Annotated in this window: 10 protein-coding genes; 4 read left to right on the top strand and 6 right to left on the bottom strand. The window is 71.2% G+C overall.

Annotation, left to right across the window (positions count from 1 at the left end; all coding sequences use genetic code 11):
• The 3 genes from IE312_RS09300 to IE312_RS09290 form a co-directional block, all read right to left on the bottom strand.
• Nucleotides 1–3,329: non-ribosomal peptide synthetase (locus tag IE312_RS09300; RefSeq protein ID WP_189980180.1), on the bottom strand; the 3,329-nt coding region annotated here is incomplete at its 3' end.
• 14 nt (nt 3,330–3,343) lie between these two features.
• Nucleotides 3,344–5,185: a non-ribosomal peptide synthetase gene (locus IE312_RS09295; protein WP_189980179.1), complete on the bottom strand. Its 1,842-nt coding sequence runs from the start codon at nt 5,183–5,185 to the stop codon at nt 3,344–3,346.
• A gap of 58 nt (nt 5,186–5,243) precedes the next feature.
• Nucleotides 5,244–7,469, bottom strand: a complete 2,226-nt coding sequence (locus tag IE312_RS09290; protein ID WP_370467542.1) for an FAD/NAD(P)-binding protein — start codon at nt 7,467–7,469, stop codon at nt 5,244–5,246.
• Between the two features lie 720 nt (nt 7,470–8,189).
• Here IE312_RS09290 and IE312_RS09285 point away from each other — a divergent pair.
• Nucleotides 8,190–8,561 carry a nuclear transport factor 2 family protein gene (locus IE312_RS09285; RefSeq protein WP_189980175.1) on the top strand — a complete coding sequence of 124 codons (372 nt, stop codon included), beginning with the start codon at nt 8,190–8,192 and terminating at the stop codon, nt 8,559–8,561.
• A gap of 79 nt (nt 8,562–8,640) precedes the next feature.
• A complete protein-coding gene (locus IE312_RS09280) occupies nt 8,641–11,712 on the top strand; it encodes an AMP-binding protein (protein WP_189980173.1) in 3,072 nt (1,023 codons plus the stop codon).
• Nucleotides 11,713–11,848: 136 nt separating this feature from the next.
• On the opposite strand, the gene IE312_RS09275 is transcribed toward IE312_RS09280, so the two are convergent.
• Together IE312_RS09275 and IE312_RS09270 are read right to left on the bottom strand one after the other, a co-directional pair.
• Nucleotides 11,849–12,427, bottom strand: coding sequence for a TetR/AcrR family transcriptional regulator (locus IE312_RS09275; protein ID WP_189980171.1), 579 nt, complete (start codon nt 12,425–12,427; stop codon nt 11,849–11,851).
• 77 nt (nt 12,428–12,504) lie between these two features.
• Complete coding sequence (locus IE312_RS09270) at nt 12,505–13,395, bottom strand: SDR family NAD(P)-dependent oxidoreductase (RefSeq protein WP_189980169.1); 891 nt, start codon at nt 13,393–13,395, stop codon at nt 12,505–12,507.
• 519 nt (nt 13,396–13,914) lie between these two features.
• Between IE312_RS09270 and IE312_RS09265 the strand changes: the two genes are divergently transcribed.
• The gene (locus IE312_RS09265; RefSeq protein ID WP_189980167.1) at nt 13,915–15,126 is read left to right on the top strand and encodes a S8 family peptidase; all 1,212 of its coding nucleotides are present in this window, start codon (nt 13,915–13,917) and stop codon (nt 15,124–15,126) included.
• A 611-nt stretch (nt 15,127–15,737) separates the two neighbouring features.
• Nucleotides 15,738–16,226 carry a beta-class carbonic anhydrase gene (locus IE312_RS09260; protein WP_030343123.1) on the top strand — a complete coding sequence of 163 codons (489 nt, stop codon included), beginning with the start codon at nt 15,738–15,740 and terminating at the stop codon, nt 16,224–16,226.
• Nucleotides 16,227–16,771: 545 nt separating this feature from the next.
• On the opposite strand, the gene IE312_RS39325 is transcribed toward IE312_RS09260, so the two are convergent.
• On the bottom strand, nt 16,772–17,031 hold a 260-nt coding region (locus IE312_RS39325), incomplete at its 5' end, for a substrate-binding domain-containing protein (RefSeq protein ID WP_229899395.1).

Here is a 17,031-nt window from a genome sequence, read left to right as displayed (position 1 = left end):
AGCCGGTCCAGGAACACCATGCGCTGCTGGATCGGGGTCGCCGGATGGCGGCCGTCGGGGCGGGCCGGTGCCGTGCCCTGCCGTGGCCCGGGCGTGGTGGGCCGCCGCAGCCGCGCGAGACCGTCCACGGTCGGCTGGGCGAGGAAGGTCCCGAGGGACGGCCCGGCGCCGTCCTCGCGCTCGATGGCGGCGAGCATGCGCACGGCGAGCAGTGAGTGCCCGCCCAGGGCGAAGAAGTCGTCGTCGGGAGCGAGCGAACCCGCCCGGAGCGCCTCCGCGGAGGGACCGAGCCGGCCATCGGCGCCCAGCGCAGCCAGGAACTGCTCGCTCGCCCACCGCTGGGCCGGGGTCAGGTCGGCCGCCCGGCGCTCGGCACGGGGCCGCGGGGCGTCCCGGAGCGCGCGCAGGGCCCGGAAGTCGATCTTGTCGTTGGGGGTCATGGGCAGGGCGTCCACCGCGTGGACCGCGCCGGGCAGGACCGCGGCGGGCAGCCAGCGCAGCAGCGGCGCGACCAGTTCGTCATGGGTGAGCGCCGTACCGGGCTCGGCGAGCACGACGTACGCGATCAAGCGCTCGGGGTCGTCCTCGTCGACGGTGACCGCGGCGGACAGCACCGCGTCGTGCTGCTCCTCCAGGAGTGCGGCGACCTCGGCCGGTTCGATCCGGTTGCCGAGGATCTTGACCTGGTCGTCGGCGCGGCCGAGGTACTCGATCAGACCGTCGGGGCGCACGACGACGCGGTCCCCCGTCCGGTACATCCGGGCGTCCGGCTCGTCCGCCGGGGCGAAGGGGTCGGCGAGGAAGGCGGCTGCGGTGAGGTCGGGGCGGCCGAGGTAGCCACGAGACACGCCGGCCCCCGCCAGGTAGAGCTCACCGGGCACGCCGGGCGGCAGCTCCTCTCCGGCGGGCCCGAGCACATAGGCCCGGGTGTTCCACACGGGTGTGCCGATCGGCGGTGCCTGCGGGTCGTCCGGGTCCACCGGCGCCGACAGGCTGGTGCACGAGACCTCGGTGGGCCCGTAGACGTTGCGCACGGACACCCGCCAGCGCCGGGCGCACTCGGCGGCGAGGGCACGGGTGAGCCGCTCACCGCCGAGGTGGATCAGTCGCAGTGAGGTCTCCGTCCGCCCGGCGACCACGGCGTCCGCGCCGTCCGAGGCGTCCTCCGCGTCCAGCGCGGCGCGCAGCAGACCGGGGGTCATGGACACCACGGTGCTGGTGCGGAGCAGGCGCAGCAGGGCCCGGCCGTCCTTGCGGTCCACGTCGTCGGCGTAGACCAGTTCCGCGCCCGAGGCCAGCGCGCGGAAGGTCTCGAAGGTCGCCGGGTCGAACGAGGTGCCGACGACGCACAGCAGCCGGTCGTCCGGTCCGAGCCCGGCGTCCTCGGCCCACCACAGCACGGTGTTGGCGAGCCCTCGGTGCGGCACGGGGACGCTCTTGGGCCGGCCCGTGGTGCCGGAGGTGTGGATGACCACGGCGGTGTCGTCCCCGGTGAGAGCGGGAGTGCGTCGTTCGCCCCCGTCGCCGTGCCGGAGCGCCGCGAGGTCGATCACGCGTACGTCCGTGTGCGCCTGCCGGAGCGCCGCCGCCCCTGCCGCGTCGGCGAGGACGACCCGCACGTCCAGGTTCCCGAGTACGTACTCCAGTCGCTCGACGGGGGTGTCGAGGTTGAGCGGGACGTAGGCGCTGCCCGCCCGCAGGGTGCCGAGCCAGCCCGCCACGAGCGCCGGGCCGCGCGCCGCGAGAACCGGGACGACGCCGCCGGCGCCGCCCACGCCGGCGGCGCGGAGGCTCGCGGCGACCGACCAGGACCAGTCGTCGAGCTCGCCTCGGCTGAGCCGGACGTCGCCCACGCGGACGGCGGTGGCCTGCGGGTCGTCCGCCAGCCGGGACGCGATCACGTCCAGCAGCGTCCGGTCGGCCGGCGGCACGTTGGCGCTGAGGTCCCTGCGGGGTCCGGTGAGGACGCCGGGGATCGGGGCACCGGGTGCCCTGCTGGACAGCGGGAGCGCGGCGAGCGCGGTCTCCGGGGCGCGTACCGCCGCGGCGAGGAGGGCGAGGTAGGCGTCCCGGAAGCGCTCGGCCGTCTCGTCGGAACACAGCGCGAGGTCGTACTCGATGGTGCCGACGACACCGTCGGCACGCTGCTCGATCAGGAGCAGCAGGTCGTACCTGGCGGTTCCGGTCGGCAGGAGTTCCGGCTGCTCCCAGCGGCGAAGGCCCCGGTCACGGGGGGCCGGCATGTTCTGCAGGCCGAAGGCGACCTCGACCAGCGGGCCTCGGCCGGATCCCCGCTTCGCGGCGGTGGCGGCCGTGAGCCGGTCGAAGGGAATGTCCTGGTGCGCCAGGGAGCGGAAGGCCTCCGTGCGCGACCGCAGGCACAGCTCTTCGAACGTGATGCCGGGAGCGGGGCTGCAGCGCAGCGGAACGGTGTTGACGAAGCAGCCGACGACACCCTCCAGAACCGGCTTGGGACGGTTCGCCATGACGGTGCCGACGAGGAAGTCCTCCGCCCCGGACCAACGGCGCAGCACCTCCTGGAAGGCGGCGAAGAGTACGACGAAAGGCGTCGCCCGCAGGCGGGTGGCCACCTGGCCGGTCCCCTCCCAGAGCTCCGCGGGCACGGGGAAGGCCAGATGACCGCCGGGGCGGACCTCGTCGGTGCGCGGTCCGCGGCCGGGGAAGAGCGGCGAGTCGGCGGCCTCCGCCAGTTCGTCCGCCCGGCGCGCGGCCCGTCCCTCCACGTCGCGTTGCTGCCGGGAGTCGGACTCCCATGCCGCGAAGTCGGCGTACTGGAGCGCCGGCTCGGGTGACTCGACGCGGCCCCCGGACAGGGCCGCGTCGTAGGCCTCGCGCAGGTCGTCGAAGAACGTCGCCAGCGACCAGCCGTCGAAGGCGATGTGGTGCACCGTGATGAGCAGGGTGTCGCCCTCGGGCGCCCCCTGCCACAGGTCGCAGCGCAGCAGGGGGCCGTTCTCCAGGTCGAAGGGGACGCGCACGACGGCGTCGAGCTCGTCCCGGCCCGGGCGGACGTCGAGCCGCCGCACCGTGACGTCGACGGGGCGGGGCGGACCGACGACCTGCACGGGCCGGCCGTCGCGGGACGCGTACGTGGTCCGCAGCGCCTCGTGCCGCTCGGTCAGGGACCGCAGGGCCTGGCGAAGCGCGGGCAGGTCCGCCTGCTCGTTCCAGCGGAGCAGCAGCGGCACGTGGTAGGCGGTGGTGCCGGGATGGGCCTGCTCGATGAACCACAGGCTCTGCTGGGCCGCCGACAGGGGCGCCTCGGCGGCATGGCGCCGGCCGAGGACCGGGTTGCTCTGTTCACTCATCTTCGCCTCCGCCGTCAGCCGCGACCGGCGGTCGAGCGCCGTACCACGTCGATCAGTTCGGTCAGGTCGGCCGCCAGCAGGACGTCGGCCGGGCCCAGGTCGACGGAGGCGGCCTCGCTGATGCGCGACGACAGCTGGATCGCGAGGATGGAGTTGCCGCCGGACGCGATGAAGTTGTCCGCGCCGGAGGCCTCGGGCATGTCCAGGACCTCGCACCACAGACGGAGCACGTCACGGGGCAGGGGGTCCTCCTCGGGCGGTCCGTCCCCTACGGGACCGGTGGACGCCGGCTGCATTGTTTCCGCGGCTACGGCACCGTCCAGCAGGGCGACGCGGTCGACCTTGCCCGTGGGCCCGAGCGGCAGCCGGTCGAGCACGATCCACCGGGCCGGAAGCATGTAGTCGGGCAGCACCTCGGCGAGGGCGGCGCGCAGACCGGCGACCAGGGCGTCGCCCTCCGGGCCGTCCTCCCCCGCCGGGGCCACGAAGCCGACGAGCGCGGCCGAGGCCCCTTCGCCGGTCTTCTCGACCACCGCGGCCTCGACGAGTCCGGTGGCGAGAGCCGCCCGCTCGATCTCCTCCAGCTCGATGCGGAAGCCCCGCATCTTCACCTGCCGGTCGAGGCGCCCGAAGATCTCCAGTCGGCCCTCGCGGTCGGTGCGCACCACGTCGCCCGTGCGGTACAGCCTGCCCAGGTGCTCGGCCCCGGGGACGGTCACGAAGCGCTCGGCGGTGAGGTCGGGGCGGCCGTGATAGCCGAGTGCGACGCCCGGGCCGCCGATGCACAGTTCACCGCGTTCCCCGTCCGGGACGGGGGACAGGTCGGGTCCGAGCACATGGAGCGTGGTGTGCTGGATGGCGTGCCCGATCGGCACCCGGTCCACGCCGTCGAGGCGCTCGGGCGTGAGGTCGTAGTACGTGGCGAAGGTGGTGGTCTCCGTGGGTCCGTACACGTTCACCAGGCGCTTCGGCGGTCCGGCCGCGAGGACACGGCGGGCGGCCTCGGGGGCGAGGGCCTCGCCGCCCACGAGCAGGGTGTCCAGAACGGCCAGGGCGGCGGGACGCTCATGGGCGATCATGTGGAACAGCGCCGTGGTCAGGAACAGCGCGTCGACCTGTTCGGTGCGCAGCAGCTCCAGCCAGTCGTCGAGGCCGGCGGCGACCACCGGCGGCAGCACCACGACGGTGCCGCGCGCGGACAGGGTCGCCCAGATCTCGAAGGTGGTGGCGTCGAAGCTCGGGTTGGCGGCGCTGCCCACCCGGGTGCCAGGCCCCAGGGCACAGTACGTCGGGGCGTCGACGAGCCGGCGCACGGCGCGGTGGGGCACGACGACCGCCTTCGGCAGGCCGCTGGTGCCGGAGGTGAAGTTCACGTACAGCGCGTCGTCGGGGCCGCTGGGGTGACTCGTCACCAGGGGATCGTCCGCGCACGCGCGGACCGCCTCGATCGCGGGCAGCTCCGGGGCCAGCGCGTGCGCGCGGGCGACGTCGCCCGGCGCGACGACGAGGGCGCGCGCCGCGGTGTCGGCCAGCTGCGCGGCGGAGCGCCGCGACGGTGCCGCGTTGTCCAGCGGTACGTAGCGTGCTCCCGTACGGGCCACGGCGAGCATCGCCACCACCAGGTCCGCGCCGCGGTCCAGGGCTATCCCGCACGCGTCGCCGGGGCGGACGCCTGCGGCGGTCAGCCGCTCGGCCACGGAACCGGACAGGTTCCACAGCTCGCGGTAGGCGAGGCGGCGTCCGGTGGCGGCCTCGTGCACGGCGAGCGCGTCGGGGTGGTGCTGCGCGTGCCGTCCGATGGGGTGGTGCACTCCGGCCACGCTGTCGGCCCCGGAGTGCGCGTTCTGGGTGTCCATGACGAGAGACGTCTCTTGAGAGGTCGAATACGGGTGAAGGTCCGGCGCGTGGGCCACGTCAGCTTGCCGTGGTCTGCTTCCAGAAGGTGCGCAACCAGCACAGGATGTTGCGCATGGCGTGGTGGTTCGCGTGGGGCTTCATCGCGCCGCCCTGGAAGAAGCGCTGCCCCTCGATGGCGGGACCGAGCACCGAGATCCGGTCGTCGACGGAGCCGTCCGGGCGGATCACCCGGAAGTCCTCGGTGAGGTCGAGCCCGCCCGGGACGAAGTCCTCGCCGCCACCGGTGTGCGGGTTGCGCCAGAGGCGTACGAGACCACGGCGCAGCAGGTTCGGATAGAGCGGCGCGATGTCGGCCGAGGCGTCGAACGAGGGGACCCGGCCGTCGACGAGCACGTCGATCGGGCGGACCGCGCCGGTGCGCGGGCCCCTGACGACCAGGGTGTCGCCGTCCGTTTCCACCTGGGCCCGCGGTCCCGCGGACACGTCGAGGATGCCGTGCTCGACGAGCGCCTGGATCCGTTCCATGACCTCCGGCACCGGACCGTATGCCAGTCGGTTGTGCTGGCGCAGCCAGCTGCCGAGGAAGGTGCGGTGGGCGTCGGCGTGCAGGCCGCCGTAATTGACGGCGTACACGACGACGGGGCGCAGTCCCCGCCAGACGCCGTCCGCCGCGGTCTTGGCGGGATTGACGGACGTCCCCTGCCGCGCCCAGACGTGATCGGTCGTCATGAACTCGATCATCGCTTTGCGGTACTGCTCGGGCGAGGTCTGGTCACTCGGCGCGATCGGATCGAGGGTGCGTTCCCACGAGAACAGGTTGCCGGAGGGGAGGACGGCGTGCCGGCTCGGCGACTCCAGGCCGGCGACGATCGAAGCGAGCTCCGCCGGATCGCCCAGTGCGGCTTCCAGCCGGTTCCTGGCGCTTTCGCCGAGAACCACGTCCACGTAGCGCCACAGCAGGGTGTCGAAGCACCAGGGGCGGGCCTCGGCGCGGAGCGCGGTGTACGAGGAACGGCCGAGGAGGAGCGACTCCAGGGCGTCGACGGCCTCCGCGACCGCGCGCTCCATCGGCACCGTCAGCTTGCGGACCGATTCCTCGGTGGACGCGGTCCCGGCGGTCCGGTCGAGGAAGTCCTGCCGGGCGGCGGTCGTGACGTCCACGAGGTGGGCGCCGAAGTCGGCACCGAACAGGGTCTCGTAGTACAGCAGCCACATCTCGGCGACGATGAGCGGGAACAGGTGGCGCTCGTAGTCGATCTGGCGGGACACCGTGCGGCCCACCTCGACCGGGCCACCGCCGAAGTTCTCGCGCAGCCGGTCGACGGACTCCACGGTGAGGAATATTCCTGTCCGCTTCTTCTTCGCACCGTTCTTCTTCGCACCGGACGAAGCCCGTTGGTACGGCCGGGCGAAGGCGAAAAGTCCGGACTCGCTGAAGACGACGATGGAACGCGGTTCCCGTCCGGACGGCACATAACGCAGCTCACCGGTCTCGGCCCGCCGGAAGACACCGCCGCGGCCCTCCGTGAGGTGCAGCACGACGTCGATACCCGTGAGCATCGTTCCGGCACAGCCGACCACCTGGCCGGGCCCCGTGTTTTCCGGAGTGAGCCGTTCACGCAGCGGATAAGCGCTGGGCACGAACGTGGCGCCCGGTACGCGCGCGGCGGCCTCGACCCAGCGGCGGGTGCGTTCCGAGCGGGTGGGTTCGTTGTAGGAGTGCCCGGTCAGGAGGAGGACCTGATCGACGGGCGTCCGCTCCTGTGCACCGTTTTGCGCATCAGCCACGGGAGCCGACGTGACGACGAGCGGACCCGCTGCACCCTTCTCGGTGAGGTCCTCGATGTCGGTGACCTCGCTGTGGTGCAGGGTCACCGTGACCGAGGGGTGGGAGCGCAGAATTCTCACGTACTCGGAAAAGGAATCACGCAGTGCGAGGCCGTGCAGATAACGCTTGGGCCAGCTGTCCGGATCGATGTCGAAGCGAGGATCCCCGGTCTCGTCGAACTTCCGCCTGCACCAGTCGTACAAGCTCGGGCGAAGCTCCTCGGGAAGCAGCGGACCCGCATCCTCGAGGCTCTCGTCGGCGGCGAACGACACTTCCTTGGCGATGCGGTTGAGGAAACTCGTGGGGGCCTGGGTATCGCTGTGCACACCGCCGGCGCCGAAATGACCGGTGCGGTCGAAGACATGGATGTCGAGCTCGACGGAGCCGGCACGGGAGGCCACGGAAGCGGCGAGGCGCTCCATGGCATAGGTGCAGTACGGGCCGCCGCCGACAATGGCAATACGCGTCCGGGCCGGCCCCGTTCTTTTACCCGCGACTTCCCCGAGTTCCCCGGGAACGCCCGATTCGGACATACTGACTGGTTTGATCAGATCTTCCGCAGGCTGCACCGATTCCTACTCCCCCGTCACACAAGAACAGCTGCCGGCGTCAAGCGCCGAACGAACCCCGTTTTGCATCCATTCCGGATGTCCTACTCGACGCGACTGCCGAGCCTTGCGAAAAGCCGGTCGGTCCGACGACTGCGCAAACCTACACCCCAAGTGCGCGTCATCCTCCGGCTATTCACGATTACCTCGATGGTCGCCCAAGATCAACCGAGCGTACCCCGGCACGCTACCCCTGGCCACCCTGATTTTCAGGGTCCTTTGCCGTCGAAACGGACGTAAGCCGCCCAAGCTCTAAGGTTGGTGACATACCATCAGTTCACGACGTATCGGTGCGACGAGGACTACCAGCTCAGCTGCGGTTGCATCGATTTTCGGCCAGAATTGGCCACTTAAGGCTCAACGGTCATGAGTGGAATCGACCCACCGATCAGCGAAGGCAACTCCTTCGAACTGAACGGTGATCCCTGTTAGCCTTCGCGATGCATGTGCGGGGGCCATGGATCATTTCGGCACGCCGCGCTGGAGTACCGCGCCATCTTCTGCCGCACAGCCGCCCCGACCGACCGGCTGCCTCTTAGGCGGAACCAAGGACGGAGACATCCTGATATGACGGCCCCTCACCTGGCGGAAAGACTGATCCGCCGCTACTACGAGTGCGTCGACCGCCAGGACCCGGCGATGTTCGACCTGTTCCACAGCTCGATCCGCTACAAGCGCCCGGGTTACCCCGTGATCAAGGGGATGGCCGAATTCCGGGAGTTCTACGCCGCCCGCCGCGTGATCGTGGAGGGCCGGCACGTCGTCGACGCGCTCTTCCACTCGGGCGCGAAGGTGGCGGTCGAGGGACGCTTCACCGGCGTCCTGCGCGACGGATCCGCCGCCGATCTCACCTTCAGCGACTTCTTCGACCTGATCGAGGAGGCCGACACCGTCCTCATCGCCTCACGCCGCACCTACTTCGACGACACGCGAGTGTGACGGACCGGACGCCGCGGCCTGATCGGGCCTGATCCGGTCCGATCCGAAAGACACGACCTAGTCGAAAGACCGATGATCCATGGACCTGCACAGCCCCTACACACGTGGTGAACGCATCGAGCGCGTGATCGCGCACCACGCCGAGCGCACGCCCGACGCGATCGCCCTCCGTCAGGGGGACCGTGCGTTCACCTACGCGGAACTGCGGCAGCGGGCCGCCTCCATGGCAGCGGGGCTGTACGCCGCGGGCGTACGGCGCGGAGACTGTGTCCCCGTGCGCATGGAACGCTCACCGGAGCTGGTCGTGGCACTACTGGCCGTCCTGGAGACGGGGGCCGCCTACATCGCCGTCGACACCGCCTGGCCGGCGGCTCGTATCGACTCGATCATCCAGCGTTCCGGGGCGACCGTGGTGGTGTCGGAGGACAACTTCGCGCACTTCGCAGCCGGCGCGGCCGGTCCGGTCCCGTTGGCCCCTTTCGAGGACGGCACCGAGGCGGCGTGCGTCTTCTTCACCTCCGGCTCGACCGGCCTGCCCAAGGGCGTGATGTCACCGCACCGCGGCACCATCCGCACCCTCGTCGACTGCCCCTCCATTCCCCTGGACTCCGACAGCGTCTTCCTGCAGTCGGCCCCCCTGCCCTGGGACGGCCTGTCCTTGGAGCTGTGGGCGCCCTTGCTGAACGGCGGCTGCTGCGTGCTGCTCGACCGAGGCCTTCCCGCCCTGGACGCGGCGACGCTGCGGGAAGCCGTGCGAGGAGGCGTGAACAGCCTGTGGCTCACCAGCTCGCTGTTCAACGTCCTCATCGAGGAGGACGTCGAGGTCTTCCGCGGCATCCGCCTGTTGCTCGTCGGCGGCGAGCGCGTGTCGCCGGCGCATGTCCGCCGTGCCCTGACGGCCTTTCCCGACCTGCACGTCGTGAACGGTTACGGGCCGGCGGAGAGCACCATCTTCGCCACGACGCACGTCGTGCGTGCCGCGGACGTCGTCGAGCCGGCCACCGAGATCCCCATCGGCCGGCCGGTGCCCCGGACCGGCCTGGCCCTGGTGGACGCCTCCGGAAACCGTACGAAGCCCGGCGACATCGGCGAGATCGCCATCTCGGGCGACGGCCTGGCCCTGCGCTATCTGGCCGACCCGGAGGCCACGGCGCGCGCCTTCTTCGACCTGGACGGCGTCCGGCACTATCGCACCGGAGACCTGGCGGTCCTCGACGAGGACGGAACCTATCGCTACCGCGGCCGCGCCGACCGCGAGTTCAAGGTCCGCGGTGTGCGCATCGCCCCCGGAGAGGTCGAGAAGGCGCTGGAGGCACACCCCGAGGTCGCCACGTGCTGCGTGGTGCGCATCGAGGTTATGCCCGGGCGGCCCGAACTGGCCTGCGCCTACACCACGCTCGACAACGCCCCGCTGGACCCGGGCGGACTCCGCGATTTCGCGGCCCGTACGCTGCTCGGCGCCATGGTGCCGACCCGGCTCCTGCACCTGGGGCAACTGCCGCTGACCTCCACGGGCAAGGCCGATTACGCCGCGGTCCGCGCCCTGGTCGAACAGGACGCCGCCCCGGCCCCCGATCCCGCCGCCGACGCTCCGGACACGCCGTCCGACTCGGTCGCCGGGCAGCTGCTCGCCGAGGTCGGGCGCCTTCTCGGCCGCCGGGGGACCACGGCGCAGGAGGACCTCTTCCAGGCGGGACTCACCTCTCTGGACGCGGTACGGCTGGCCTCCAGGATCACCCTCCGCACGGGGGCTCACATCACGGCAGCCGACGTGTACCGGCAGCGGACCCTCGACGGACTCCTCGCGCTCAGCGGCGATCGGGAGCAGTCGGCCGACTCCGGCCCCGGATCGCTGGGCGCGGAGCACGGCGACGCGCCCCTGTCGCGGGCCCAGCAACGGTTCTGGCTGGCGGAGGAGTTCGCTCCCGGGGATGCCGACAACGTGGTCGTGCTCGCCTACGCCCTTGAGGGCCCCCTGGACACCCGGCGGTTCGAGGCGGCCCTGAGCCAGGTGGTCGCACGGCATCCGGCCCTGCGGACCGTGTATCCCTACGACGGCGCCGAGGCGGTTCAGCGCGTCCTGTCCCCGGCCGACGCCGACGTGGTCCTGGAGCGGACGAGCGCCCCCGATCACACGCCCGGCGACGACCTGCGGGAACTCGCCGAAGCGATCACCGCGGACTGGTGGGGAGATCCCATCGATCTGGAGAAGGAGCCTTCGCTGCGGCTGCGGCTGTGCCGCGTCGACGAGCGGACGCACCTGTTCTGCCTGCGCGTGCACCACCTGGTCTTCGACGGCTGGTCGGAGTCCCTGTTCATGGACGATCTTGCCGCCGCCATGGATCCGGACGCCTCACCCGCCGAGCCGCCCCGCGTCACCTACGCGGGGTACAGCACCTGGGAGCGGGACCGCTTCCCCTCCTGGCGCGCCCACGACCTGCCGTACTGGCAGGAGACGCTCAAGGACGCACCGCGCCCCTTCCTGCCGCGCCCGACCGAAGGCACACAGGCCCGCCGTGTCGAATCCGTCCTGACGGTCCCCCCTGCGACGGTCGCCCGACTGACGAGCGCCGCCGACACCTTCGGCGGCCCACCGGTGGCCGCCCTGCTGGCCGTGGCCGGCAGGGCCTTGTCCGACGTGTTCGGTGTGGAGGACCTGTGCCTGGGCACTGTGTCGACCGGACGGCACAATCCCGAGCTGGAACCGATAGTCGGCTGCTTCATCAACTCCCTGCCGATTCCGCTGACATCCGTACCCGCACAGCACACCACGGAACTCCTGGCCAACTGTGCCCGGACGGTCGCGTCGGCGTTCGAGCACGCCCGCACGCCGTTCGACGAGCTGGTGCGCTCCTTGCAGCCCGGCAGGGACCGACACCCCTGGTTCCAGGCCTGGGTGATCCTGCAGCGCCAGCCCCCGCGGTTGCGCCTCCGCGAAGGGGTGACCGTGGAAGCGCTGCGCATCCGTCCCCCTCGCACCGGCTTCGAGTTGCTGATCGAGGCTGTGCCGCAGCCCGACGGTGCCTGGGAGCTGGTGGTGAGCAGACGCGCGGACGGGATGTCCGACACTCAAGCCGAGCAGCTCTTCGCACAACTGGATAAGGCGCTCAGTGAGGTCGTCTCGGCGGAGATCACTTCCAGCGGTCGTTGAGTACGAGGCCGGCCCGGTCATGTCGCCGATGCGGCAGGAGCTCACGGGATGTGCCGTTCGGACGGCGGACCGGGACGATCTCGAGTCGCTGAGCAGGTGCGCCTGAAAGTCGCCGGTGCGCCGCGGGGCGGGTCACTCACGGGCTCGGTGACGTCGCGCGCAAGCCTTCGAGGAGGGCGGCGAGGTAGCGGTGCGCGGTGTCGACCCGGTCGGCACGGGTGCCCCCGTGGACGCTCACGGCGTGGGCGATGCCGCACATGAGCGGGACGAGGTCGGCGGCGGTGAGGTCGGGGCGGACCACTCCGGCATCGCGGGCCCTGGCGAGGAGGGTGGCACCGACTGACCCGAGCGACTTCTTGAGTTCCGTGGTGCGCGGCATGGCGTCCGTGGCCGCGGCGGCGACGGGGGGCAGGGCCGAGTCGGTGACCTGTGCCTCGACGGTGCGGAAGAGGAAGCCCGTCAGGCTGCGCCAGGGGTCGGCGTCGGTCAGCGCCTGCCGGCCGTGGGCGGCGAGAGCCTCCAGGCATGGGGCGGCGACGGTCTCCAGCAGCGCCTCGGGCGTGGCGAAGTGCCGGTAGACGGTGCCGACCCCGAGTCCTGCCCGGCGTGCGACGTCGTTGAGCTGCAGGGGTGCGCCCTCGTCGACCAGGTCGCGGGCGACGGAGACGATCCGCTGCCAGTTGCGGGCCGCGTCCTTGCGTAGAGGCGTCGTCATGAGGCCATGCTAATCGGATGCTTCATCCGGATAGTTCCGCCGCCCGCCCGGTGGCCGCCTCGCCGCGCCTATGACGCTCAAGTGAGAGCGAGCGGTGCGTGCCGTTCGCTGAGTCGGCGTACGGCTTCGGCGACGCGGGGGTTGGTCGCCGCGCGGTGCGGGGCGACCGGGTGTGCCTGGGCGCCGATGACGATGCCGGTTCGGCCCGTCAGTGTGTCGTCGGTGGCGGCCATGACGGAGGGCCTGGCTGCCCCGGATGCCGGACCGGAGGTCGAGCGTTCGAATGTGCGGCGCACCAGGGGCCACAGCAGCCGCAGGGCGGGCGAGACGATCTTCGGGTCCGTCATGGTGCCGTTGGTCATGTCGGTCGCCGCCCCTCCGGGATCGGCGGCGAAGACCGAGACGCCCGTGCCGTCCAGCCGGGCTGCCAGGTCCAGGGTGTAGGCCAGGTTGGCGAGCTTGGCGCGACCGTACCAGTGGAAGCCGTAGTAGCCGCCCGGCGGTTCGACGGCGTCGAACACGCGCTTGGCCACGACGACTGCGCCCGACGTCACGTTCACGATCCTGCTCGGCGCACCGGCCGTGAGTGTGGGCAGCAGCAGTTCGGTCAGCAGGTAGGGCGAGAGGTGGTTGACGACGAACGACGCCTCGACACCTCCCCGGCTCTGCCGCTCGGCGAACATCGCCCCGACGTTGTTGACCAGCACCGTCAGCGGTTCCCCCGAGGCGGCGTGGTCGGCCGCGATCCTACGGGCGAGCGCACGCACCTGGTCGAGCGAGGCGAGGTCCGCGGACAAGAAGCGCGCCGGGTGCACCGGACCCGTCGCGTTGATCCGCTCGACGGCCTTGGCTCCCCGTTCGGCATCACGCCCGATCACCGTGACCGCGAACCCGGCGACCGCCAGCCCCAGCGCCGTCTCCAGGCCGATGCCCCCTGTTCCGGCCGTGACCACTGCTGTCTTCTTCATGCGCTCCTCCACCCCGACAGCCAAACGGATAGACCATCCACTTAGTCCGGGACGGTAGCACACATACGGATCGACTATCCGGTTGAGGCGGCGCAGCGGCGATCCGCCCGCCGATAGGAGCCTGTGGAGTTGCGTGAGTTGTGGGACGTTCGCGACGTTCGCTCATCGACCGCCGGATCACGAATGAAGAGCGGGGGGAGGCTGAGCGGAGGCGGCCGTCGCCGAGCCGACCGACGCGGTGCCGCGCTCGCGGTGACGTCGCTGATCGAGTTGACGCGCCCGGCGCGGGATGTTCGGCCGGGGCCGGGACCTTTCTGTGCGTCATATTGCCGGCGCGTTGCAAACGATGGGAATCCTTTCCCGACCATGACTTGCACATGACAGATCTAACCCAACCCTTGCTCTGCTACAGCGAGTAGCCGCACCGTCATTGTGCGGCACAGGCTCCGTGTGCCGCGTCCGCCCGAGCACGCGGTCGCACCCCCGCCGTCGCGTGCCGACCCGTAAGGACACTCCCTCATGGCATCGAGGCACATCATCAAGAGGCGGATCGCCGCGGCGAGCGCCACCACGGCCGGCCTGGCGGCGCTCTTCGCCAGCGTCACGGCACTCCCCGCCGAGGCCGCACCGGCCTTAGGCACGGTACTGAACGCCGACAGTTCCCACGCCGTGTCCGGCAGCTACATCATCACGCTGAAGGACAGCGTCGGATTCAAGGCCACTGCCCGACAGGGCAGGAATCTTGTCTCCGAATACGGCGGCACGGTCAAGCGGACCTACACCTCGGCGCTGAACGGCTACTCCGCGACGCTGACCACCACCGAGGCCAGGCGTCTGGCGGCCGACCCCGAAGTCGCCTCGGTGGAGCAGGACCAGGTGGTGCACGCACTCGGGACGCAGACCAACGCGCCGTGGGGTCTGGACCGTATCGACCAGTCCCGCCTTCCGCTGAGCGGCACGTACACCTATCCGGACACCGGCGGCAACGGCGCGACGGTCTACGTCCTGGACACCGGTGTACGCATCACACACCAGGAGTTCGGCGGCCGGGCCTCCTACGGCTACGACTTCGTCGACAACGACGCCACAGCGCAGGACGGCTACGGCCACGGCACCTTCGTCGCCACGAACGTCGCCGGGAGCACCTACGGCGTGGCCAAGCAGGCGAAGATCGTCGCGGTGCGTGTGCTGGGCAACGACGGCTCCGGTACGACCGCGGGCGTCATCGCGGGCGTGGACTGGATCACCTCCCACCACGTCACCAACTCCGTCGCCAACGTCTCCCTCGGCGGCAGCGCCAGCACCTCACTCGACACCGCGGTGAACAACTCGATCGCTGCGGGCGTCACCTACTCCATCGCGGCCGGGAACTCGGGCGCCAACGCGGCCAACTACTCGCCGGCCCGTGTCGCCGCCGCCATCACGGTAGGCGCCACCACCAGCACCGACGCACGGGCCAGTTACTCAAACTACGGTTCGACCGTGGACATCTTCGCCCCCGGCAGCGGCATCACCGCCGGCTGGAACACCTCCGACACGGCCACCTACACCGGCAGTGGCACGTCCTTCGCCGCTCCGCATGTCTCCGGTGCGGCGGCGCTCTACCTGACCGCCCACCCGGGCGCCTCCCCGGCGACCGTGGCCGCCGCACTGGTGAACGGAGCGACCAGCGACGTCCTCACGGGCATCGGCACCGGCTCGCCCAACAAGCTCCTCAAGCTCGTTCCGTAACCGAGTTCGGCTGATTCCGTCCGGAACACCCGGCCAGCAGGCCCCGCCGCTCGCCCCCGAGCGCGGGGCCTGCCTCTGCGAGCACGTCAGCAGCGTCAGTGGATGTCCAGATGTCCATCACCCGTACGGCGGGTCACTTCTTCAGCCGGCCGACCTCGGGGCGACCATCGGGCCGACCGAGCCGACCAGTGCGGAGCTGAAGCCGGAAGCGGCGCCGACGGCGGCGAACGCGCGGTCGTCGACCCCAGGTGCGGCCGGGCGCGCTCGACGACGCCGTACCGGACGCCCTGCTGACCGCCCCGTCCCCCGGAAGGTCTCTCATGGCTGCCATCCTGGCCGTGTCCGGAAGCCACTCCCCCACCTCCGGCACCACCCGGCTGAGGGCGGCATGTCGCCCGTCGCAGCTCCGGCGCCGAACATTCATTCTCTTGCCCGGCCCGACGTTCAGGAGTTCACTGGTGTGATGCTGACCTTGGGCGCGACGTTGACTGGCTTCTGGCCCTCGCGTCGTGTGTATCTCTTCGACGGTTTCTGTAGCCGGGCCTCGTGATCCCGCTCCGCGCCATCACCCCGTCCGTGCCCGTCCCCGTACGAGAGAACCGAGGTCTGTCATGTCCGTCACCGATGAACTGCTCGCCAACAACGCCCGCTACGCCGAGACCTTCTCCGGTCCGCTCCCGCTGCCGCCCTCCCGCAAACTGGCCGTCGTGGCCTGCATGGACGCCCGGCTGAACGTCTACGCGATCCTCGGCCTGAACGACGGCGAGGCGCACGTCATCCGCAACGCCGGCGGGGTGGTGACCCAGGACGAGATCCGCTCGCTCGCCATCAGCCAACGCCTTCTCGGCACCGAGGAGATCATCCTCATCCACCACACCGACTGCGGCATGCTGACCTTCACCGACGACGGGTTCAAGGACGCGGTCCAGAAGGACACCGGTATCCGTCCGCCCTGGGCGGCGGAAGCCTTCCCCGACCTGGAGGAGGACGTACGGCAGTCCGTCGCGCGCATCAAGGCCGACCCGTTCGTCGTCCACAAGGACCGCGTCCGCGGTTTCGTCTTCGACGTGGCCACGGGCCGGCTCACGGAAGTCCGCTGACCGGGTCCCCGCCGCACCTGGGCAACTCCAGCCTCCGGCTTGTCGTGCCGGAGGCTGCGTACTGTCGCCATGTCCAGCCGGGACGGACCTCAGCGCCGTCCCCCGCATGAGCGCGGAGGACCTCGTCCACCGGCGCCCTGCGCGGCCTGGAACTCGGCGAGACCGTCATCGCCCCCGGCGTCGAGGACGACCACCCTTGCACGACGTCTTCACCGCCACCTCGCCGCGTTCGGCGGCCAGTCCCCCGCCCTCGCCACCCGCTACACCAAGTAGCCGACCCGTCCGACCGGGCCCGCTCCGGCACGGCGAGCACTGTACACACCGCCCCCAGCGCCCCCGCTCGTGCCCGTCGCCGGCGCCGTAGAGGTGGTAGACGTAGGCGTCCCGGTCGCCATCCGCCTCACCGGCAAGAGCCTCGGCGAGGGCGTGGAGGCCGGGATTGTGCCCGATGACCATGCCGCATTCGGCTTCCGACCGCCCGAGGGGCCCGAGGTCGGCCCGTTCCTGCACTCCTTGAGGCAACCGGTGCGGGCCTGACCGGGCCGTCACGCCGACTCGCGCACCACGAGTTCGGGCTCGAAGACGACCGCCGTCGCCCCGGTGCGTGCGCCGTGGATGTGCTCGTCGAGCAGGCGGGCCATCTCCGCCGCCATCTCCTCGACCGGCTGGCGGACGGTGGTCAGCCGGGGGCGGCAGGCGAGCGCGACACCGGAGTCGTCGAAGCCGACGACCGCGGTGTCCTCGGGCACCCGGCGGCCGCGCTCGCGCAGCACCTGGCAGGCGCCCTGCGCCATAAGGTCGTTGG

The sequence above is a fragment of the Streptomyces capoamus genome, from assembly GCF_014654935.1.
Classification (GTDB): domain Bacteria; phylum Actinomycetota; class Actinomycetes; order Streptomycetales; family Streptomycetaceae; genus Streptomyces; species Streptomyces capoamus.
The sequence above is the reverse complement of the archived record's forward strand: the minus strand, read 5'-3'. Positions and strand labels throughout refer to the sequence as shown.